Below are 20,446 nucleotides of genomic sequence, written 5' to 3'. Positions count from 1 at the left end.
AAGGCAAAGCCCGCCCCTTCAACGATGCCCAAATATCCGGGGGGCCGGCGCGCCGGCGGGGGCGGAGCCCCCTCCCCCGCATGCAAAAGGGCGGAGGTTTCCCCCCGCCCCTCTCATCACGATCCTGGTCGGATCAGACCTTCAGCGCCGGGATGATCTGTTTCTTGCGCGACATCACGCCGGGCAGAACCACGGTATCGCCCTCGACGGTGCAGCCAAACGACGCCTCGGCGATTTTCTTCACCAGATCGTTCGGCACCAGAAGCGTGGCCTCCTCGTTCAGGATGTCGACGACGAAGAGCAGCACCTGATCGGCGCCATCTTCCTTGGCGACATCGACCATCGAAGCCATCAGGCTCGCCTTGCGGTCGAGGATCAGCTTCGGCGCGGTGGTCTCGAGAACCGAAACCCGCAGCTCGGTGCCGTCGACGTTGTATTCCTTGGAATCCATCCGCAGGAGCGCCGCGTCCGAGAACTCGGACACGTCCGATTTCGCCTCGAACATCGCCGAAGCGAGCTCGTTGATCGACACGCCCAGATCGGCCGCGAGCGCCTCGCAGACGGCCTTGTCATGGGCGGTGGTGGTCGGCGAGCGGAACTCGAGCGTATCGGAGAGGATGCACGACAGCATCGCGCCCTTGATCCCGCGCGGAGCCTTTTTCACATCCTCGCCCATCAGGTCATACATGATGGTCGCGGTGCAGGCGAGCGGGCGGATGGTGATGTCGATCGGGCCCTTGGTCTCGAGGCCGCCGACCAGCTTGTGGTGGTCGATGATCGCGGTGATATCGGCCTTGTTGATGCCCTCGGGGAGCTCGGCGGGGTTGTTGGTGTCGACGATCACGACCTTCTCGCCGGCCTCGACGCCCGAGATGATCTCGGGTTTCGCCAGATCCCAGTGCTTGAGCACGAAGGCGGCTTCGGTGTTGGGCTCACCGAGCAGCACCGGCGTGGCGGGCACGCCTTTCACTTCGTTCAGATACCAGGCCCAGATGATGGGCGAGCCGGTCGAGTCGGTGTCAGGGGCCTTGTGGCCGAAAACCTTGGTGGTCATGGAATCCCTCGGATCTGCGTTTCGGCCGCGTTATAGGGGCTTGCGCGGGGCTTGTCATCCGTTTGGCGCTAACGGGCGCGCTCAATCGACACGGGTGACGGTGAAGCCCTCCGCCTCGAGGAGCGCGAGCACCCCCACCGCCCCCGAAAGATGCAGCGCGCCCACCGCGAGCACCGCCGGCCCCTCGGCGAGCGCGGCCTCGACCGGCGCGATCCAGGCGCGGTTGCGGCGCACGACGAGCAGCTCCTCGGCGAGATCCATCTGCGCCGCGACCTCCTCGGGGTCGAGGCCCGCCGCGAGCGCCTCATGGCGCGAGAATTCCCAGATCAGCCGCGGCTGGCGGGCGAAATAGAGGTTGCCCATGGTCACCGAATTCGACGGGCCATCCTCCGCGCCGACCAGCGTCGCGCGGATCATCGCCTCGGTATCCTCCTGCGGGATCTCCTCGAAGAGGGTGAAGAGCGTGTCATAGGGCTCGACCGCGCGCACCGGCAGATCGCGCGCCGCGGCCTCGGCCATCAGCGCCTTGTCGAGCCCGCCGCCGCCCTCGGCCATCTCGGTGAGCGCGCAGGGCGGGATCGACAGGATCATCGACAGGAAGGCCGGGCGCATCTTGGCGACCAGAACCGCGGGCATGCCGCGCGCGGTGGCCACGGTGGCGAGCTCTTGCCACAGATCCTCGGGCAGGATCTCGGGGAGCGTCGGGCCGTCGGTGGCAAACATCAGCCCCGGATCGGTGGCGATACGCGCCTTGAGCGCGGCCTCTTCCTCGGGGCCGGCCTCGACCAGAAGCGTGGTCGCGGCCGCGAGATCGGGGCGGATCTCCGCGACGAGGGCGGCGTGGCGCGGATCGGGGAGGTGATAGGTGCCGACGACGGTGAGGCGCTCTTCGCCGCGGGAGGCGCGGAAGACGAGCCCCTCGCCATGGGGCGCGGCAGCGGCGTCGGCGGTGAGCGCGGCGCGCTCGGCCTCGGGGAGCGCCGCGAAGAGATCGGTGCCCACACAGCCCGCGCGCGCCCCCGTCCCCGCCAGAACCGAGACCCCGAGGGCCACACTCGCAACCGCACGCCAAATCATTCGCACTCTCTCCTCTTTTGCCGCGCGACCCTGCCACGCCCGCACCCCGCCGCCAAGGCCGCCCGGGCCGGTCGCAAAAATTCCACGCAAAATTTTGCGCGCGGGTGTTGACAGCCACGGGGGGCAGTGCCTAACTCCCGCATCGTTAGCACTCACCCGAAAAGAGTGCTAAAAGCATTCAACCTGGAACCTTAGGGAGTGACCCAGATGGCATTCAAACCGCTTCATGACCGCGTGCTGGTCAAGCGCGTGCAGAGCGAAGAAAAGACCAAGGGCGGTCTGATCATTCCGGATTCGGCGAAAGAGAAGCCGGCCGAGGGCGAGATCGTCGCCGTTGGCGAAGGCGCGCGCAAGGATTCGGGCGAGCTGATCGCGCCGTCGGTCAAGCCGGGCGATCGCGTGCTCTTCGGCAAATGGTCGGGCACGGAAGTGACCCTCGACGGCGAAGAACTGCTGATCATGAAAGAATCCGACATCATGGGCATCATCGCGTAACTCACGCGATCCCATTGATCTCAAACGCATAAAGGAAGACAAAAATGGCAGCCAAGGACGTCAAGTTCTCGACCGATGCCCGCGACCGCATGCTCAAGGGCGTCAACATCCTCGCCGATGCGGTGAAGGTCACGCTCGGCCCGAAAGGCCGCAACGTCGTCATCGAAAAATCCTTCGGCGCGCCGCGCATCACCAAGGACGGTGTGTCGGTCGCCAAGGAAATCGAGCTCTCGGACAAGTTCGAGAACATGGGCGCGCAGATGGTGAAAGAAGTCGCCTCGCGCACCAATGACGAAGCCGGCGACGGCACCACCACCGCCACCGTGCTCGCGCAAGCGATCATCAAGGAAGGCCTGAAATCGGTCGCCGCCGGGCTCAACCCGATGGACCTCAAGCGCGGCATCGACATGGCGACGCTGAAAGTCGTCGAAGCGATCAAGGCCGCCGCGCGCCCGGTCGCCGACAGCGACGAAGTCGCTCAGGTCGGCACCATTTCGGCCAACGGCGAAGCCCAGATCGGCCGTTTCATCGCCGATGCGATGCAGAAGGTCGGCAACGAGGGTGTGATCACCGTCGAAGAAAACAAGGGCATGGAGACCGAGGTTGAAGTCGTCGAAGGCATGCAGTTCGACCGCGGCTACCTCTCGCCCTATTTCGTCACCAACCCCGACAAGATGATCGCGGATCTCGAAGACTGCCTCATCCTGCTGCACGAGAAGAAACTCTCGTCGCTGCAGCCGATGGTGCCGCTGCTCGAGCAAGTCATCCAGTCGCAAAAACCGCTCCTCATCATCGCCGAGGACGTGGAAGGCGAAGCGCTGGCGACCCTCGTGGTCAACAAGCTGCGCGGCGGGCTGAAGATCGCCGCCGTCAAGGCGCCGGGCTTTGGTGACCGTCGCAAGGCCATGCTGCAGGACATCGCGATCCTGACCGGCGGCCAGGTGATCTCGGAAGACCTCGGCATGAAGCTCGAGAATGTCGGCCTCGACATGCTCGGTAAGGCCAAGAAGGTCACCATCTCGAAAGAGAACACCACGATCGTCGACGGCGCCGGCGAGAAGGCCGAGATCGAAGCGCGTGTCGCCCAGATCCGCACCCAGATCGAGGAAACCACCTCGGACTACGACCGTGAAAAGCTGCAAGAGCGCGTGGCGAAGCTCGCCGGCGGCGTGGCTGTCATCCGCGTGGGCGGCATGACCGAGGTCGAAGTGAAAGAGCGCAAGGACCGTGTCGATGACGCGCTGAACGCGACCCGTGCGGCGGTTCAGGAAGGCATCGTCGTCGGCGGCGGCGTGGCTCTGGTGCAGGCTGGCAAGGTGCTCGCCGAGCTGACCGGCGCGAACTCGGACCAGGATGCGGGCATCGCGATCGTGCGTCGCGCGCTCGAAGCTCCGATGCGTCAGATCGCCGAGAACGCGGGCGTCGACGGCGCCGTGGTGGCCGGCAAGGTCCGCGAATCGTCGGATCTCGCCTTCGGCTTCAACGCGCAGACCGAAGAATATGGCGACATGTTCAAGTTCGGCGTCATCGACCCGGCGAAAGTCACCCGCACGGCGCTCGAGGATGCGGCTTCGGTCGCGGGTCTCTTGATCACCACCGAATGCATGATCGCCGAGAAGCCCGAGCCGAAAGCTCCGGCCGGCGGCATGCCCGACATGGGCGGCATGGGCGGCATGATGTAATCACGCCGCGCCCGCAAGGGACGGAAAGGGCGCCTCTCGGGGCGCCCTTTTTCTTTGCGCCGTCACGGTTTGGGCGCATTTTGCCGGCAAGGTGGCGTCATAGCCGCAGCCCGTTTCACGCCCGAATTGCCATGCCCTCGATTGTGCCCCCAAACCCGACCACCGACCACGACGTGTTGATCCTGCGCGCGGGCCCGCGCAGCGCGCGCGGCGGCCTGATCTGGCGCGGCGTCGGGACGAGCCTCGCGCTCATCGGCGGGGTGACGGTGCTGGGCCTCCTTGCCGCCGGGGCGGAGCTGCCTGCGCTGATCTTCTGGGGGGGCTGCGCGGCGATCGTGGGGCTTGGCGGGCTCGGGATCCGCCAGATCGGGCGCGCGCCGCGGCAATGCCTGCGGATCGACCCGGGCGCGGGCCGGGTCAGCTTGCGCACATGGCCTTTGCGCGGCGCGCCGAGCGAGGTCGGCTGCGCGCTCGACGCGCTCGAGGCGCCGCGGGTCTACCTGTTGCCCTCGGCGCCCGACAGCTCCGAAACGCCGATCCTCGAGGTGACGCTCGCGGGTGGCGCCCGGATCGCGAGCGACGAGTTCACCTCCGAGGAAGAGGCGCGCGCCTGTGCCGCCCGGATCCGCGCGATGATCGCCGCGGCGGGCTGAACGATTGTCGCAAAAGGGATAGCGCGCAGCAAAACGCCGCCCCGAAAGGCGGCGCGATTGTTGCAAAAGGGAAAGCCTCAGGCGCCGATCAGCGTCAGGATCCGGCGCGTTGCGGCCTCGTAGCCCTCGATGCCGAGGCCGGCGATCACCCCTTCGGCGCGGGCCGAGACGAAGCTGTGATGGCGGAAGGCCTCGCGCTTGTGGACGTTCGAGATATGCACCTCGATCACCGGGCCGTCATAGGCGTTGAGCGCATCGAGGATCGCGACCGAGGTATGGGTGAAGGCCGCGGGGTTGATCACGATGCCCGCGGCGGCCTCGCGCGCCTCGTGGATCCAGTCGATGATCTCGCCCTCGTGGTTCGACTGGCGCAGGCTCACCGCCACGCCCCGCGGCCCCGCGATCGCGGCGCAGCGGCTCTCGACATCGGCGAGCGTCTCGTGGCCGTAGATCTCCGGCTCGCGCTTGCCCAAGAGGTTCAGGTTTGGCCCGTTCAGGATGAAAATCGTCTTGCTCATGCCCTGCCCTCCTCAGAGAATTTCCCAATCGTCCTCGTTGCCGACCCCGCCGATCGCGAGCCAGTCGCAGCGCACGCGCGCCACGCGGGTATCGCCCCAGGTGCGGAATACGATCACGAAGCCCTCCTCGGTCACCATATCGGCCGAGATATCCATCCGGCCGTTGTGCTTCTGGTCGATATCCCACATCGCGAGCGAGACATGCACGGCGGGCACTTCGCGGAAGGCCTCGGAGAATTCGACGACCTTGCGCAGCTCGCGCGGGCCCTCGCCCGTCCACATCACGCCGCCGTCCTGGTAATCGGAGAACAGCACCAGCGACCCTTGCAAGACCCCGACGCGATGGCTGCTAAACTTCTGCATGAAATCCTCGTGACCTTTTCGCCTGTTTTAGGCGCAGGTTGCGAAAGAAAAAAGCCCCGGGTTTCCCCGGGGCTTCGATTTGCTTGGCGCCGTGCTCAGGCGGTCATATGGGTGCCGAGGGCTTCCATATCCGCGAGCATCTTCACCGCGGCGTCGACCACCGAGGGATGGGCGGTATCGACGGCCTTCTTGGCCTCCGCCATCATCTCGGCGTGGATCGCCGGGGTCAGCTCGGTCTTCGGCAAGCCGCGCTCGGCGAGGACGGTGACGCCCTCCGGCCCGATCTCGGCAAAGCCGCCGGTGACGGCATAATCCGCGCTCCCCTCGGCCGAAACGACCGTCAGGATGCCCGGACGCAGCGTGGTGATCAGGGCCGCGTGACCCGGCATCGCAGTCAGGTCACCATCGGCGCCCGGGATGCGCACCTCGCGGGCCTGGACGGAAGCGAGCTTCCGTTCAGGGGAGACGAGGTCGAATTGCATCGTGTCGGCCATGGATCAGCCTCCTTACGCCGCGGCGGCGAGCTTGGCAGCCTTGGCGATCACTTCGTCGATGCCGCCGACCATGTAGAAGGCAGCTTCCGGCAGGTGGTCGTATTCGCCAGCCACAACCGCCTTGAACGAGCGGATGGTGTCTTCGAGCGGCACCTGAACGCCGTCCGAACCGGTGAAGACCTTCGCCACGTCGAAGGGTTGCGACAGGAAGCGTTGGATCTTCCGGGCGCGCGCCACGGTGAGTTTGTCTTCTTCCGACAGTTCGTCCATGCCGAGAATGGCGATGATGTCCTGCAGCGACTTGTAGCGCTGGAGCATCCCCTGCACGTCACGGGCGACCTGGTAGTGCTCTTCGCCGACGACTTGCGGGTCGAGGATCCGCGAGGTCGAGTCGAGCGGGTCCACCGCCGGATAGATCCCGAGTTCCGAGATCGCACGCGACAGAACCGTGGTGGCGTCGAGGTGGGCGAACGAGGTCGCCGGCGCCGGGTCGGTCAGGTCGTCGGCCGGAACGTAGATCGCCTGCACCGAGGTGATCGAGCCGGCTTTGGTCGAGGTGATGCGTTCTTGCAGCGCGCCCATGTCGGTCGCCAGCGTCGGCTGGTAACCCACGGCCGACGGGATCCGGCCGAGGAGCGCCGACACTTCCGAACCCGCCTGGGTGAAGCGGAAGATGTTGTCGACGAAGAACAGAACGTCGGTGCCCGACTGGTCGCGGAACTGTTCCGCGAGCGTCAGACCGGTCAGCGCGACGCGCGCACGGGCCCCCGGAGGCTCGTTCATCTGGCCGTAGACCAGCGCCACTTTCGACTCTTCGAGTTTCTCGGTGTTGATAACGCCCGATTCGATCATCTCGTGGTAGAGGTCGTTGCCTTCACGGGTCCGTTCGCCAACGCCCGCGAACACCGAGAAGCCCGAGTGCACTTTCGCGATGTTGTTGATCAGTTCCATGATCAGAACGGTCTTGCCCACGCCGGCGCCGCCGAAGAGGCCGATCTTGCCGCCCTTCGAGTAGGGGGCGAGCAGGTCGATGACCTTGATGCCGGTCACGAGGATCTGGCTCTCGGTCGATTGCTCGGCGAATTCCGGGGCCGGCTGGTGGATGGCGCGCGCCTGGTCGTTCGCGACCGGGCCCTTTTCGTCCACCGGCTCGCCGATGACGTTCAGGATGCGGCCGAGGGTGGCGTTGCCCACCGGCACGGTGATCGGCGCGCCGGTATCGGAGACTTCCGCACCGCGCACGAGGCCTTCGGTGGCGTCCATCGCGATGGTGCGCACCGAGTTCTCGCCGAGGTGCTGGGCGACTTCGAGCACCAGCTTCTTGCCGTTGTTGGTGGTTTCAAGCGCGTTCAGAATCGCGGGCAGACCGCCTTCGAACTGGACGTCGACGACGGCGCCGATGACCTGGGTCACTTTGCCTTTGCTTGCCATTGTTTGCTATCTCCGGTTCGGTCAGAGCGCCTCGGCGCCCGAAATGATTTCGATGAGCTCGTTGGTGATCACGGCCTGACGCGAGCGGTTGAACTCGATCGTCAGCTTGTCGATCATGTCGCCCGCGTTGCGAGTGGCGTTGTCCATCGCCGACATCTGGGCCCCGTTGAACGAGGCGTTGTTTTCCAGAAGCGCCGAGAAGATCGCCGTCGCCACGCCGCGCGGGAGAAGATCCGCGAGGATCTCTTCTTCGCTCGGCTCGTAGTCGTAGACCGCCGAAGCCGCATTGGCTTCGCCTGCCTCGAACTGGGCGGGGATGATCTGCCGGGCCGTCGGGATCTGCGAGATCACGGATTCGAAGCGCGAGTAGAAGATCGTCGCGACATCGAATTCGCCGGCTTCGAAACGGGCGAGCAGATCGCGGGCGATCTCCTGCGCGTTGGCGTAGCCGATTTTCTTGACCTCGGAGAGATCGACATGGGCCACGAAATGGTCGCCAAGGTCACGACGCAGCGCGTCGCGGCCTTTTTTGCCGACGGTCAGGATCTTGACCGTTTTGCCGGCGGCGATCAGCTCGAGAGCCCGCGCCTTCGCGAGTTTGGCGATGTTGGCGTTGAAGCCCCCACACAGCCCGCGCTCACCGGTCATCACCACCAGAAGGTGGATCTGATCCGAGCCCGTCCCGGCGAGAAGCCGGGGCGCGCTGTCGGAGCCGCCCACCGAGGCAGCAAGCCCCGACATGACGGCCGTCATGCGCTCGGCGAAGGGCCGGGCGCTTTCGGCGGCTTCCTGGGCGCGACGGAGCTTAGCCGCCGCGACCATCTGCATCGCCTTCGTGATCTTCCGAGTGTTTTTGACACTCGTGATCCGGTTCTTTAGGTCCTTAAGGCTGGGCATGTCCCTGTCCTTTCAGGCGCTTAAGCGAAGGTCTTGGCGAATTCTTCGATCGCGGCTTTCAGCTTCGCTTCCGCGTCACCCTTGATTTTGGGATCTTCGTTGGTGAGCCACTCGAGGATGTCCTTGCGGGTGCCGCGCAGATACGAGAGCAGGCCTTTTTCGAAGCGGCCGACCTCTTTCACCGGAACGGTGTCGAGGAAGCCGTTGGTGCCCGCGAAGATGACCGCAACGATTTCGGCGTTGGTCAGCGGCGAGTACTGGGCTTGCTTCATCAGCTCGGTCAGACGCGCACCGCGGTTCAGCAGCTTCTGGGTCGCGGCGTCGAGATCCGAGCCGAACTGGGCGAAGGCCGCCATTTCGCGATACTGGGCGAGTTCGAGTTTCACCGGGCCGGCGACCGACTTCATCGAGTTGGTCTGGGCCGAGGAGCCGACGCGCGACACCGAGAGACCGGTGTTCACGGCCGGGCGGATGCCCTGGTAGAACAGTTCGGTTTCAAGGAAGATCTGGCCGTCGGTGATCGAGATCACGTTGGTCGGGATGAAGGCCGACACGTCGCCGCCCTGGGTTTCGATGACCGGCAGCGCGGTGAGCGAGCCCGAACCGAAATCCTCGTTCAGCTTGGCCGAACGCTCGAGCAGACGCGAGTGCAGGTAGAACACGTCGCCCGGATAGGCTTCACGCCCCGGGGGACGACGCAGCAGCAGCGACATCTGACGATAGGACACGGCTTGTTTCGACAGGTCATCATAGACGATCAGCGCATGCATGCCGTTGTCGCGGAAGTATTCGGCCATCGCGGTCGCCGAATAGGGCGCGAGGAACTGCATCGGCGCCGGGTCGGACGCGGTCGCGGCGATGACGGTGGTGTATTCCATCGCGCCGGTTTCTTCGAGCTTCTTGACGAGCTGCGCCACGGTCGAGCGCTTCTGGCCGACGGCGACGTAGAAGCAATGCAGCTTGTTGGCCGGGTTCGCGTCGTTGTAGACTTTCTGGTTCAGAATGGTGTCGAGCGCGATCGCGGTCTTGCCGGTCTGACGGTCGCCGATGATCAGCTCGCGCTGGCCACGGCCGATCGGGATCATCGCGTCAACCGACTTGAGGCCGGTCGCCATCGGTTCGTGCACCGATTTCCGCGGAATGATGCCCGGGGCTTTGACGTCGGCGATGCGGCGCTCGGCGAAAACCACCGGGCCTTTGCCGTCGATCGGGTTGCCGAGCGCGTCGACGACGCGGCCGAGCAGGCCGGGGCCCGCCGGAACGTCCACGATCGACTGGGTGCGCTTGACGGTGTCACCTTCTTTGATGTCACGGTCCGAACCGAAGATAACGACACCGACGTTGTCGGTTTCGAGGTTCAGCGCCATCCCGCGGATCCCGCCGGGGAATTCCACCATCTCGCCGGCCTGGACGTTGTCCAGCCCGTAGACGCGGGCGATACCGTCGCCCACAGAGAGCACGCGGCCCACTTCGGCGACTTGGGCGTCCTGCCCGAAGTTCTTGATCTGCTCCTTGAGGATAGCAGAGATCTCAGCTGCTTGGATGCCCATTATCCGACCTCTTTCATGGCGTTCTGGAGGGAAGCGAGTTTGGCTTTGACCGAGGTGTCGATCATTCGCGAACCCAGCTTGACGATCATGCCGCCGATGAGGCTCTCATCCACGGCGATGTTGAGTTTGACGGTCTTGCCCGTCTTGGTTTTCAGCGCCTCGGCCAGTTTCTCGGCCTGGGCGGTGGAAAGCGCGGTGGCCGAGGTGACATCGGCGGTCACTTCGCCCTTCTCTTCGGCGATCGCGGCCGAGAGCGCCTTGAGGAGCTGCGGCAGCGCGAACAGGCGCCGTTTGGACGCCATCAGCCCGAGGCCGCCGGCCATCGCCGCGGTCAGGCCCATTTTCGTGCCGAGCGCGCCGATCACGGCGGCCTGCTCGTCGCGCCCGTAGAGCGGCGAGGCGATCAGATCGCGCAGATCCGCCGACTCGGCCAGGGCCGATTGCAGGGCCGCGACATCGGCTTCCAGAGCGCCAAGCGCCCCGGCCTCGCGGGCAATTTCAAAGATCGCCGTGGCATAGCGCCCGGCAATGGCTGCGGAAATCGAAGCTGGTTCGGACACGTCCACCCTTCCGATGTTCTTGCCCCGTCCCGCCGCGAGGGTGCGGCACGCGGGGCCTCCCCTGGCGCGCAGGACAGTCCCGCACGCCGCAATATCGGCCCCGCGTGTAGCAGAGCATTCCCCCCCTCGCAACCGTCTTGCACAACAGAATGTGAATGCGGGAGGCGCAATTTGGCCCGGCCTTGAGCCGTTAGCGCAAGCGCTGCAGGGAGTTATGGCGCTAACGGCTCGATCGGCCCGAAAACCCGACCAATTCCGGCCCGTGACGCTACGGCGCGGCGGGGTTTGTCGCAGCGATGCGGCGCGCTTTGGCGGGGGTGATTCACCCGCTTGCGGGGGGCGCGGGAGGGAGGCCGCGGGGGGGGGGCGCTGCCCCCCGCCCGTGCCGGGCTCCCCCCGGGATATTTGGGGCAAGATGAAAGGGGGCGTGGGGGGGGCGTGGCAGACCGGGGCTTCGGGGCTCAGACCGGGTCGGCGGCGGGTTTGACCGCGCCTTCGAGGATCGAGAGCGGGCGGCGCACGGCGGCGCCGAGGCCAGGGCGGCGCGGGGCGTGGATCTGTTTGGAGACTTCGAGCATCACGACGCCGGCCGCCAGCAGGCCCGCCAGTTTCGTGCCGAGCCGTTCCCACATCGGCGCCGAGCGCAGCCAGAAGCGGCGGTGCGAGGGCGGGATATAGAGGGCGGCGGCGTGGCGTTCGGGGACGAAGCCGGCGGCGCGGGCCTGGGCGTCGAGCTGGCCGAGCGTATAGGGGCGGCCGAAGCCGAAGGGGGTGGTTTCGCGCGGGGCCCAGAGGCCCGAGCGGTTCGGCACGATCAGGAGCGCCCGCCCGCCGGGGCCGAGCACGCGCCAGCATTCGGCGAGCAGCGCATCGGGGTGGTCGGACATTTCGAGCCCGTGCATGACGACGAGGCGGTCGATCATGCCGGTCTCGATCGGCCAGCGGGTTTCATCGCAGAGCACCGAGACATTGGGCAGGCCCGCGGGCCAGGGCATCACGCCTTGTTGGGCGGGCATCAGGCCGATCACGCGGCGGGCGGGCTCGAGATAGGGGCGCAGGAGCGGCACCGCGAAGCCGAAGCCCGCGACGGTGAGCCCGGTCATTTCGCCGCCCGCCGGCCAGAGCGCGCAGACCCGGTCGCGCACGGCTTTCTGCGCCGCGCGGCCCAGTTGCGTGCGGTAGTAGAAGTTGCGCAGATCGAGCACATCGAGGTGCATTGCTCTTGGCTCCTGCTTGGGCGAAGCTGGGGCAGAATACCGAAACTGGCGCGAAACACCATGACCCTTGAGCTGCTGATCCTGCCCTGTCTGACCGATAACTATGCCTATTTGTTGCGTGATGGCGCGCGCGGGACGGTGGCGCTGATTGATGCGCCGGAGCCCGCGCCGGTGCTCGAGGCGTTGGCGGCGCGGGGCTGGGGGCTCGATCTGATCGCGCTGACGCATCATCATGGCGACCATATCGCCGGGGTGGGCGAGATTGTCGCGGCAACGGGGGCGAAGGTGGCGGGGGCGGCGGCGGATGCGCATCGGCTGCCGCCGCTCGATATTGCGCTGCGGGGCGGCGACCGGCTCGAGATTGCGGGGGCGGCGGCGGAGGTGATCGAGGTGCCGGGGCATACGATCGGCCATATCGCCTTTCATCTGCCGGAGGCGGGGTTGCTGTTCTCGGGCGACAGTCTGATGAGCTGGGGCTGTGGGCGGCTCTTCGAGGGGGCGCCGGCGCAGATGTTGGCGAGCCTGCGGCGGCTGGCGGCTTTGCCGGGGGAGACGCTGGTCTGTTCGGGGCATGAATATACCGAGGCGAACGGGCGGTTTGCGCTCGCGCTCGAGCCGGAGAACGCCGATCTTCTGGCGCGGATGGCGGTGGTGAGGGCGGCGCGGGCGGCGGGGCAGCCGACGGTGCCGGCGCCGCTTTCGCTCGAGATCGCGACGAACCCGTTTTTGCGCTACGGCGCGGCGGAGCTGCGCGCGGCGTTGGGGCTGGCGCCCGGCGCCTCGGATCTGGCGTGCTTCACCGAGGCGCGGGCGCGCAAGGACCGGTTCTGAGGCTCAGCGCGGGTCGAGCGGGCGCGGGGGGGCTTCGGCCTGCGCGGTGCGGCTCGCGGCCTCTTGCGCGCGGTAGAGGCGCAGCGCATCGGCCACGAAGAGCCGCGAGAGCGCGCCGTAGAGCGGCTCGGGCGCGAAGAGCCGCGAGGTGCCATAGCCGAGCATCGCGGTGAGCATCACCGGCACCACGATGCCATGGTTGCCGGTCATCTCGATGATGATCACGATCGCGGTCATCGGCGCCTGGGTGACGCCGGCGAAATAGCCCGCCATGCCGAGGATCGCGGCGAGGCCGACCTGGGATTGGAGCAGACCCGCGACGGTCGCGCCAAGGCCCGCGCCGACCGAGAGCGAGGGCGCGAAGAGCCCGCCCGGGATGCCCGAGACCGAGGCTGCGAGCGTGGTGATCAGCTTGAGCGCGAAATAGCCCGCCGAGGGGGCCTCGCCCTCGATCGCGGCGCGCGCCTGTTCATAGCCGGTGCCCCAGGTCTGGCCGCCAAAGCCCACCCCGATCCCCGCCGTGATCACGCCCGCGATCAGCGCCACGGTGAGCGCCTTGCGGGTCGGCGAGGGGCCCTTCCAGCGGCGGATGCGGCGCACGAGGCTGACCATGGTGCGCGAGAAAAGCGCCCCCGCGAGCCCGCCCGCGAGCCCGCAAACGAGCACGAGCGCCCAATCGCGGCGCCCGTCGAGCACCGCATGGGAGATGCCGAAATAGGTGTAATTTCCGAGGATTGCGAGCGAGGAGACGCCCGCGATGATGACCGTGGTCAGCACGATGCCATTGGTGCGCGCGCGGTAGGCGCGGCTCATTTCCTCGATCGCGAAGACGATGCCGGCAAGCGGCGTGTTGAAGGCCGCCGCCACCCCCGCCGCGCCCCCCGCGAGGATCAGCCCGCGCCCCTCGGCCATACCGCCAAAACGCCCCGCAAGCATCATGATCGAGGCGCCGACCTGCACCGTCGGGCCCTCGCGCCCGATCGAGGCGCCGCAAAACAGCCCGGCGACGGTCAAGAGCACCTTGCCCACCGCGATGCGCAGCGACAACAGCCCCCCCCGCCCCGGAAGATCGCGCAGCGAGCGCGAGGCGATCGCCTGCGGAATGCCCGAACCCTGGGTGCCCGGGAACCACCGCCGCGAAGCATAGGCGAGCGCGACAAAGCCGAGCGGCGTGATCACGAGCGGCGCGAGGCTCAGCCCGTCTTGCGCGACGAGCCGGGTGAAGAGGTGGTGCGCGTAATCGGCCGCGCGCGCGAATCCCGCCGAGATCGCCCCGATCAGGAGCGCCCCCGACCAGAACACCAGCCGCGATTTCCAGACCCTGCGAGACACCATCGCGCGCGAGCGGCGCAACATGCCAAGCCGCGTGAGCTTGCCCGTTTCCATCGCTTCCTCCGGTTTTGCCCCGTGGCGCCGCCCTTTCAGGCCGCACGGGCCCCCGCTTGGACCCATCGGCCCCGCATTTCAACCCGAATTCCCCGCCGGGCGGGTCTTGTGCGCGCCGCGCGCCCTCCTATATGCACATTAATTCGGCAAACGCCGACGGAAAACCCCTCCAACCGCCCGGATAATCAGCACGCCCCGCGCCTCCACCCCTGCCCCGCCATGCCGCAAGCGCAAAACGCCGCCAAACAGCATACGCTGGGTTAAGGAAAACATCAGCTTTCGGGCCGAGCGTGAGAAGTGATGGAAATTCGCGCATTCCCCCTTGAAGCCGGGCGATTTCCACCGAACTTTAACCTTATCGGGTCCAGCATGAGCAAACGGCCCGCGACAAGGAAAGGAGCACCATATGCCTTCGTTCTCGACCACGCTCGAACAAGCAATCCATGGTGCGCTGGCGCTGGCCAACACCCACAAGCATGAGCTTGCGACGCTCGAGCATCTGCTGCTCGCGCTCATCGACGAACCCGATGCGAACCGCGTGATGCGCGCCTGCGGGGTGGATCTCGATGAGCTGCGCCAGACCCTCACCGAATTCATCGACGACGATCTCTCGACGCTGATCACCGAGGTGGAGGGCTCCGAAGCGGTGCCGACGGCGGCCTTCCAGCGCGTGATCCAGCGCGCCGCGATCCATGTGCAAAGCTCGGGCCGCTCGGAGGTCACCGGCGCGAATGTGCTCGTCGCGATCTTCGCCGAACGCGAGAGCAACGCCGCCTTCTTCCTGCAAGAACAGGACATGACCCGCTATGATGCGGTCAATTTCATCGCCCATGGCGTGGCCAAAGACCCGGAATTTGGCGAAAGCCGCCCGGTCAGCGGCGCCGAGGAAGAACACAAGGCCGAAACCGGCCCGGCGGGCGAGGCCAAGGAATCGGCGCTCGCGAAATATTGCGTGAACCTCAACGACAAATCCGCCAAGGGCGATATCGACCCGCTGATCGGCCGGGAATCGGAGGTCGAGCGCGCGATCCAGGTGCTGTGCCGGCGGCGCAAGAACAACCCGCTGCTGGTGGGCGACCCCGGCGTCGGCAAAACCGCGATCGCCGAGGGGCTCGCACTCAAGATCACCCGTGGCGAGACGCCGGAGATCCTGTCGAAGGCCACGATCTTCTCGCTCGACATGGGCGCGCTGCTGGCCGGCACCCGCTATCGCGGCGATTTCGAGGAGCGTCTGAAGGCGGTCGTCAAGGAGCTCGAGGAGCACCCCGACGCGATCCTCTTCATCGACGAGATCCATACCGTGATCGGCGCGGGCGCCACCTCGGGCGGCGCGATGGATGCCTCGAACCTGCTCAAACCCGCGCTCGCGGGCGGCAAGCTGCGCTGCATGGGCTCGACCACCTACAAGGAATTCCGCCAGCATTTCGAGAAGGACCGCGCGCTCTCGCGCCGGTTCCAGAAGATCGACGTGAACGAGCCCTCGGTGGGCGATTCGATCAAGATCCTGATGGGCCTCAAACCCTATTTCGAGGACCATCACGACATCCGCTACACCAATGATGCGATCAAGGCGGCGGTCGAGCTCTCGGCGCGCTACATCCATGACCGCAAGCTCCCCGACAAGGCGATCGACGTGATCGACGAGGCGGGCGCGGCGCAGCATCTGCTCTCCGAGAGCAAGCGGCGCAAAACGATCGGCGCGAAGGAAATCGAGGGTGTGGTCGCGAAAATCGCCCGCATCCCCCCGAAAAACGTCTCGAAAGACGATGCCGAGGTGCTGCGCGATCTGGAGAAAACCCTCAAGCGGGTGGTCTTTGGCCAGGACAAGGCGATCGAGGTGCTCGCCTCGGCGATCAAGCTCAGCCGCGCGGGCCTGCGCGAGCCGGAGAAGCCGATCGGCAACTATCTCTTCGCGGGCCCGACCGGCGTCGGCAAGACCGAGGTCGCCAAACAGCTCGCCGATACGCTTGGCGTGGAACTTCTGCGCTTCGACATGTCGGAATATATGGAGAAACACGCGGTCAGCCGGCTGATCGGCGCGCCTCCGGGCTATGTCGGCTTCGATCAGGGCGGCATGCTCACCGATGGCGTCGACCAGCACCCGCATTGTGTGCTGCTGCTTGACGAGATCGAGAAGGCGCACCCGGATGTCTACAACATCCTGTTGCAGGTGATGGATCACGGAAAACTCACCGACCATAACGGCCGGACGGTGGATTTCCGCAATGTGATCCTGATCATGACCTCGAACGCGGGGGCGGCCGAACAGGCGAAATCGGCGATGGGCTTCGGGCGCGAGCGGCGCGAGGGCGAGGATACCGCCGCGATCGAGCGCACCTTCACGCCGGAGTTCCGCAACCGCCTCGACGCCGTGGTGGCCTTCGCGCCGCTTTCGCGCGATGTGATCTTGCAGGTCGTCGACAAGTTCGTCCTACAGCTCGAGGCGCAGCTGATCGACCGCAACGTCCATATCGAGCTCACGCCCGATGCCGCGCATTGGCTCGCCGAGAAGGGCTATGACGACAAGATGGGCGCGCGCCCGCTGGGCCGCGTGATCCAGGAGCACATCAAGAAACCGCTCGCCGAGGAGCTGCTCTTCGGGCGGCTGACCAAGGGCGGCGTGGTGCGCGTCGGCGTCAAGGACGAGGCGATCGTGCTCGAGGTCGAGGAACCGGGCAAACCGCGCCTCACCGGCTCGAAACCGCGGCTTCTGCCAGCCGGCTGATGCGGCTCACGCTCCTCGCGGCGGCCCTCTTCGGGGCCGCCCCGGCCTTTGCCCTTACCCTCGCCCAACCGGTCGGCTGCACCCTGGGCGATGGCTGCTATATCCAGCATTTCGTAGATCGCGACGCGGGTCCGGGCGTGATAGACCATGCTTGCGGCAATGCAAGCTATGACGCTCATGATGGCACGGATTTCGCGCTGCCCACGATGGCGGCGATGTTGGCGGGCGTGCCGGTCCTCGCCGCGGCGCCCGGGCGCATCCGCGCTGTGCGCGACGGCGAGCCCGATGGGGCGGCGCTCGCCGGGCAGGATGTTGCCGGCAAGGAATGTGGCAATGGCGTCGTGATCGATCACCCGGATGGCTGGCAGACCCAATATTGCCATCTGCGCGCGGGCAGCGTTCAGGTCCGGCCCGGAGAGACGGTCGCCGCCGGCGCGCCACTCGGGCAGATCGGCGCCTCCGGCCTTGCGGACTTCCCACATCTGCATCTGACGCTGCGCCACAATGGCGCCCCGGTCGACCCGTTCCGCCCCGTGCCCGGCGAGGCCTGTTCCGCCGCCACCGGCCCGGGGCTGTGGCAAACCGCCCTGCCCTATGCCCCCGCAGGCCTGCTCGACGCCGGGCTCGCCGAAACGCCGCCGAGCTTTGCCGCGGTCAAGGACGGCCTGCCCGCGCCCTCGACCCTGCCGAAATCGGCGAAATCTCTGGTGCTCTGGGCCTATTTCTGGGGCACGGATGCGGGCGACCGGCTCGAGCTCGAGATCTCCGGCCCCGCGGGTTTTCGCTTCGCGCAAGACGTCACGCTGGAAAAATCGCAGCAACTCGCCTTCCGCTACGCCGGAAAACGCGCGCCCGGCGAGGGCTTTGCCCCCGGCCTTTACAGCGCCGAAGTGCGGCTCACCCGCGCGGGCAAGCCCCTCGGCCTGCGCCGCGCGCAAATCACCCTCGGCCCTTAACGCTCGGTCAGCTTGAGCTCGATGCGCCGGTTCGCCGCCCGCGCTTCGGCGCTGTCGCCCTCCGCCACCGGGCGGAACTCGCCAAAGCCCGTCGCCGCGAGGCGGTTCGGCGGGAAACCGAGCCCGTCGATCATATAGCGCACGACCGCCAGCGCCCGCGCCTGGCTCAGCTCCCAGTTATCCTTGAACTCGCCAAGCCCCGAGAGCGGCTGGTTGTCGGTATGCCCGTCGACCCGCAAGATCCAGTCGATCTCGGGCGGGATCTGGCCGGAGAGCTCGCCAAAGGTCTCGGCGACCCGCGCGATCTGGGCCTTGCCCTCCGCCGAGAGCTCGGCCGAGCCCGGCTTGAAGAGCACCTCGGAGGAGAAGACGAAGCGGTCGCCGACCACGCGCACCCCCTCGCGGCCCGCCAGAAGCTCCGACATCCGCCCGAAGAACTCCGAGCGGTAGCGCGCAAGATCCTTGGCCTCGGCCTCGGCCTTGAGCCGCGCGGCCTCCTCGAGCGCGGCGCGGCGCTTTTGCTCCGCCGCGACCTGCGCGAGCGCCGCGTTGAGCTGCGAGCCGAGCGTTTCGAGCTGCACCTGCGCCGCCTCATCGCGCGATTTCGCGGCATCGAGCACGCCTTGCAGCTCGCCAAGCTGGGCGCGGAGCGCGCCGATCTGCTCGTTCAAGAGCGCGACCTTCTTCGCCGCCTCCGCCGAAATTTCCTTCTCCGAGGCCAGCGCCGCCTCCGCCGCCGCCTTCAGCGCCGCGCGCTTTTCGGCCTCGCTCAGCTCGGCATCGAGCCGCCCCTGCAAATCGGCCTTCGCGGCATTGGCGGCGGCCAAGAGCGTCAGCGTCTCCTCGGCCTTCGCCCGCGCCGCCTCGAGCGCGAGCGTCATCGCCGCCACCTCATCGCCCGAGGCCTTGAGCTTGCCGCGCAGCTCCTCGATCGTCGCCCGGTCGAGCTTGAGATCGGCCGCCCGCGCCGCAGCCTCCGCCTGGGCCGCATCGCGCGCCGAGATCAACGCCGCCACCTGCGCCTCGAACGCGGTGATCTTCTGCCCCGCCGCATCGAGCGCCGCGCCGAGATCGGCCGATTTTTTCTCTTGCAAGGACAAGGCCTTGGCGAGACCCGCCACCTGTTCATTGAGCGCCGAGAGCTCATTGTCCTGCGTCGAGATCGTGTCGCGCAGCACCGATTGCACGACCATGAAGATCGTCAGCACGAACATCAGCACCATCAGGAGCGCCGTCATCGCATCGACGAACCCCGGCCAGATCGTCGCCGAAAACCGCTGTCCGCCGGTGCCGCGCGAAAGCGCCATGGCTCAGCCCTCGCCCCGCGCGCCGCGCAAGATTGCCCGCGTCAGCGCCGCAAAATCGTTGCGCAGCTCGGCCATGCTCTCCTGCCGCCCGGCGGTCATCTCCTCGAGCATCCGCGCGAGCTGCCCGTCCATCGAGCGCAGCCGCATCCGCGCCTCGGCGTTGATTTCGGCGCTCTCATCGGTCTCGGCCTGATGCGCGAGCCGCTCGAGCGCGGCCACCAGCCGCTCCTGCCCCGCCGCCATCGCGCCAAGCGCCGCGCTTTGCGCCTCGCGCGCGTCGATCTCCTGGCCAAGCCGGTCGGCCAGCTGCGCCACCGCATTCGAGAGCATCCCGAAATGCCGGTCAAGCTCGGCGCGCGAGCCCTCGGATTCCGCGAAAAGCTCCTGCATGCCGTTCATCTGCTCGGCCATGTGGTCGAGAATTTCGGCCACCACCGAGGCCTCGCCCTCGCCCTCCGCGCCCGAGAAGCTGAGCCGGGTGATCGAGGAAATCCACTCCTCGAGCTCGCGGTAGAAGCGGTTCTGGCCATGGGTGACGAAAAGTTCGAGCAGGCCGACGACGAGCGAGCCCGCGAGGCCCAGAAGCGAGGAGGAAAACGCCGTGCCCATGCCGCCGAGCTGCGCCTCGAGCCCGGTCATCAGCTTGTCGAAGACCGCAAGCCCGCTTTCCGCCTCCTGCGGGGCGAGCGCGCGGATCGTCTCGACCACCGCCGGGACAGTCGTCGCAAGGCCGTAGAACGTCCCCAGAAGGCCAAGGAAAATCAAAAGGTTGGAGAGGTAGCGCGTGATATCGCGGGCCTCGTCGATGCGCGTCGCGACCGATTCGAGGATCGAGCGCGCCGCCGAGGTGGCGATCGTGCGCCGCCCACCGCGCGCGCCGAGAAGCGCGGCGAGCGGCGCGAGCATGGTCGGCGCGGTCACGAGCGGGCGCCCGGGGCGGTCGGCGGCGAAGCTCTCGATCCAGCTCACCGCCTTCACGAGCTGCACAACCTGCCACAGACAGGTCAGCACGCCGAGCACGAAGACCGTCGCGATCAGCCCGTTAAGCCACGGATTTGCAAAGAAAATCGGGAAGATTCGCGCATAGGCGAACCAGCCCCCCGCGATCACGAGGCCGAGCACGATCAACATCGAGGTGATCTGCCGCACGGGTTGGGAGAATTGCGCGTCGAGCCGGATTTCCCCACGCATGGGCTGCCTCATCTGCTGTCGTCTTTGGCGCGAGGATAGGCGGGTGCGGCCGGGCTGCC

At 66.9% G+C, this 20,446-nt stretch carries 19 protein-coding genes; 6 read left to right on the top strand and 13 right to left on the bottom strand.

Features of this window, described 5'->3' with window-relative positions:
- Nucleotides 1–133: 133 nt before the first annotated feature.
- Together LPB142_RS05225 and LPB142_RS05220 are read right to left on the bottom strand one after the other, a co-directional pair.
- Nucleotides 134–1,054, bottom strand: coding sequence for a manganese-dependent inorganic pyrophosphatase (locus tag LPB142_RS05225; protein ID WP_068767598.1), 921 nt, complete (start codon nucleotides 1,052–1,054; stop codon nucleotides 134–136).
- Nucleotides 1,055–1,135: 81 nt separating this feature from the next.
- On the bottom strand, nucleotides 1,136–2,131 hold the full coding sequence (locus LPB142_RS05220) for a TraB/GumN family protein (RefSeq protein ID WP_071165726.1): 996 nt from the start codon (nucleotides 2,129–2,131) through the stop codon (nucleotides 1,136–1,138).
- Between the two features lie 207 nt (nucleotides 2,132–2,338).
- Here LPB142_RS05220 and groES point away from each other — a divergent pair, with 207 nt between their 5' ends.
- The 3 genes from groES (at nucleotide 2,339) to LPB142_RS05205 (ending at nucleotide 4,961) form a co-directional block, all read left to right on the top strand.
- On the top strand, nucleotides 2,339–2,626 hold the full coding sequence (groES, locus tag LPB142_RS05215; RefSeq protein WP_068767600.1) for a co-chaperone GroES: 288 nt from the start codon (nucleotides 2,339–2,341) through the stop codon (nucleotides 2,624–2,626).
- A gap of 44 nt (nucleotides 2,627–2,670) precedes the next feature.
- Nucleotides 2,671–4,308, top strand: a complete 1,638-nt coding sequence (groL, locus tag LPB142_RS05210) for a chaperonin GroEL (protein WP_071165725.1) — start codon at nucleotides 2,671–2,673, stop codon at nucleotides 4,306–4,308.
- Nucleotides 4,309–4,439: 131 nt separating this feature from the next.
- Nucleotides 4,440–4,961, top strand: a complete 522-nt coding sequence (locus tag LPB142_RS05205; RefSeq protein ID WP_071165724.1) for a hypothetical protein — start codon at nucleotides 4,440–4,442, stop codon at nucleotides 4,959–4,961.
- Nucleotides 4,962–5,038: 77 nt separating this feature from the next.
- Here the strand turns inward: LPB142_RS05205 and aroQ are convergent, their stop codons facing one another.
- The 8 genes from aroQ to LPB142_RS05165 form a co-directional block, all read right to left on the bottom strand.
- Nucleotides 5,039–5,479: a type II 3-dehydroquinate dehydratase gene (aroQ, locus tag LPB142_RS05200; protein ID WP_071165723.1), complete on the bottom strand. Its 441-nt coding sequence runs from the start codon at nucleotides 5,477–5,479 to the stop codon at nucleotides 5,039–5,041.
- 12 nt (nucleotides 5,480–5,491) lie between these two features.
- Entirely contained in the window at nucleotides 5,492–5,842 is a 351-nt protein-coding gene (locus LPB142_RS05195; RefSeq protein ID WP_071165722.1) for an H-type lectin domain-containing protein, read from the bottom strand.
- Between the two features lie 95 nt (nucleotides 5,843–5,937).
- Complete coding sequence (locus tag LPB142_RS05190; protein ID WP_068767605.1) at nucleotides 5,938–6,336, bottom strand: F0F1 ATP synthase subunit epsilon; 399 nt, start codon at nucleotides 6,334–6,336, stop codon at nucleotides 5,938–5,940.
- A 12-nt stretch (nucleotides 6,337–6,348) separates the two neighbouring features.
- A complete protein-coding gene (gene atpD, locus LPB142_RS05185) occupies nucleotides 6,349–7,767 on the bottom strand; it encodes a F0F1 ATP synthase subunit beta (RefSeq protein WP_068767606.1) in 1,419 nt (472 codons plus the stop codon).
- 21 nt (nucleotides 7,768–7,788) lie between these two features.
- On the bottom strand, nucleotides 7,789–8,664 hold the full coding sequence (locus tag LPB142_RS05180) for a F0F1 ATP synthase subunit gamma (RefSeq protein WP_071165721.1): 876 nt from the start codon (nucleotides 8,662–8,664) through the stop codon (nucleotides 7,789–7,791).
- A 20-nt stretch (nucleotides 8,665–8,684) separates the two neighbouring features.
- Nucleotides 8,685–10,214 carry a F0F1 ATP synthase subunit alpha gene (atpA, locus tag LPB142_RS05175; RefSeq protein ID WP_071165720.1) on the bottom strand — a complete coding sequence of 510 codons (1,530 nt, stop codon included), beginning with the start codon at nucleotides 10,212–10,214 and terminating at the stop codon, nucleotides 8,685–8,687.
- Nucleotides 10,214–10,774 carry a F0F1 ATP synthase subunit delta gene (locus LPB142_RS05170; RefSeq protein WP_068767609.1) on the bottom strand — a complete coding sequence of 187 codons (561 nt, stop codon included), beginning with the start codon at nucleotides 10,772–10,774 and terminating at the stop codon, nucleotides 10,214–10,216. Before LPB142_RS05170 ends, atpA begins: the two co-directional genes overlap by 1 nt.
- 461 nt (nucleotides 10,775–11,235) lie before the next feature.
- Complete coding sequence (locus LPB142_RS05165; protein WP_068767610.1) at nucleotides 11,236–11,991, bottom strand: class I SAM-dependent methyltransferase; 756 nt, start codon at nucleotides 11,989–11,991, stop codon at nucleotides 11,236–11,238.
- A gap of 60 nt (nucleotides 11,992–12,051) precedes the next feature.
- On the opposite strand from LPB142_RS05165, the gene gloB reads away from it, so the two are divergent.
- Nucleotides 12,052–12,822 (top strand): hydroxyacylglutathione hydrolase, encoded by a 771-nt coding sequence (gene gloB, locus LPB142_RS05160; RefSeq protein ID WP_071165719.1) that lies wholly within the window; start codon nucleotides 12,052–12,054, stop codon nucleotides 12,820–12,822.
- A gap of 3 nt (nucleotides 12,823–12,825) precedes the next feature.
- Here the strand turns inward: gloB and LPB142_RS05155 are convergent, their stop codons facing one another.
- The gene (locus tag LPB142_RS05155; RefSeq protein WP_071165718.1) at nucleotides 12,826–14,208 is read right to left on the bottom strand and encodes a chloride channel protein; all 1,383 of its coding nucleotides are present in this window, start codon (nucleotides 14,206–14,208) and stop codon (nucleotides 12,826–12,828) included.
- Between the two features lie 406 nt (nucleotides 14,209–14,614).
- Between LPB142_RS05155 and clpA the strand changes: the two genes are divergently transcribed.
- Nucleotides 14,615–16,933 carry an ATP-dependent Clp protease ATP-binding subunit ClpA gene (gene clpA / locus LPB142_RS05150; protein ID WP_068767613.1) on the top strand — a complete coding sequence of 773 codons (2,319 nt, stop codon included), beginning with the start codon at nucleotides 14,615–14,617 and terminating at the stop codon, nucleotides 16,931–16,933.
- Nucleotides 16,933–17,889: a M23 family metallopeptidase gene (locus LPB142_RS05145; protein WP_071165717.1), complete on the top strand. Its 957-nt coding sequence runs from the start codon at nucleotides 16,933–16,935 to the stop codon at nucleotides 17,887–17,889. The genes clpA and LPB142_RS05145 overlap by 1 nt, the downstream gene beginning before the upstream one ends.
- Here LPB142_RS05145 and LPB142_RS05140 read toward each other — a convergent pair.
- Nucleotides 17,886–19,196 carry a peptidoglycan -binding protein gene (locus LPB142_RS05140; protein ID WP_071165716.1) on the bottom strand — a complete coding sequence of 437 codons (1,311 nt, stop codon included), beginning with the start codon at nucleotides 19,194–19,196 and terminating at the stop codon, nucleotides 17,886–17,888. The two genes, LPB142_RS05145 and LPB142_RS05140, sit on opposite strands and share 4 nt — an antisense overlap.
- Before the next feature lie 3 nt (nucleotides 19,197–19,199).
- The gene (locus LPB142_RS05135) at nucleotides 19,200–20,387 is read right to left on the bottom strand and encodes a biopolymer transporter ExbB (RefSeq protein ID WP_232230981.1); all 1,188 of its coding nucleotides are present in this window, start codon (nucleotides 20,385–20,387) and stop codon (nucleotides 19,200–19,202) included.
- Nucleotides 20,388–20,446 lie beyond the last annotated feature (59 nt).

This window comes from Rhodobacter xanthinilyticus, from assembly GCF_001856665.1.
In the GTDB taxonomy this organism is placed as follows: Bacteria; Pseudomonadota; Alphaproteobacteria; order Rhodobacterales; family Rhodobacteraceae; genus Rhodobacter; species Rhodobacter xanthinilyticus.
Note: the sequence above shows the minus strand (reverse complement) of the source record. Positions and strands in the feature narration are given on the sequence as shown.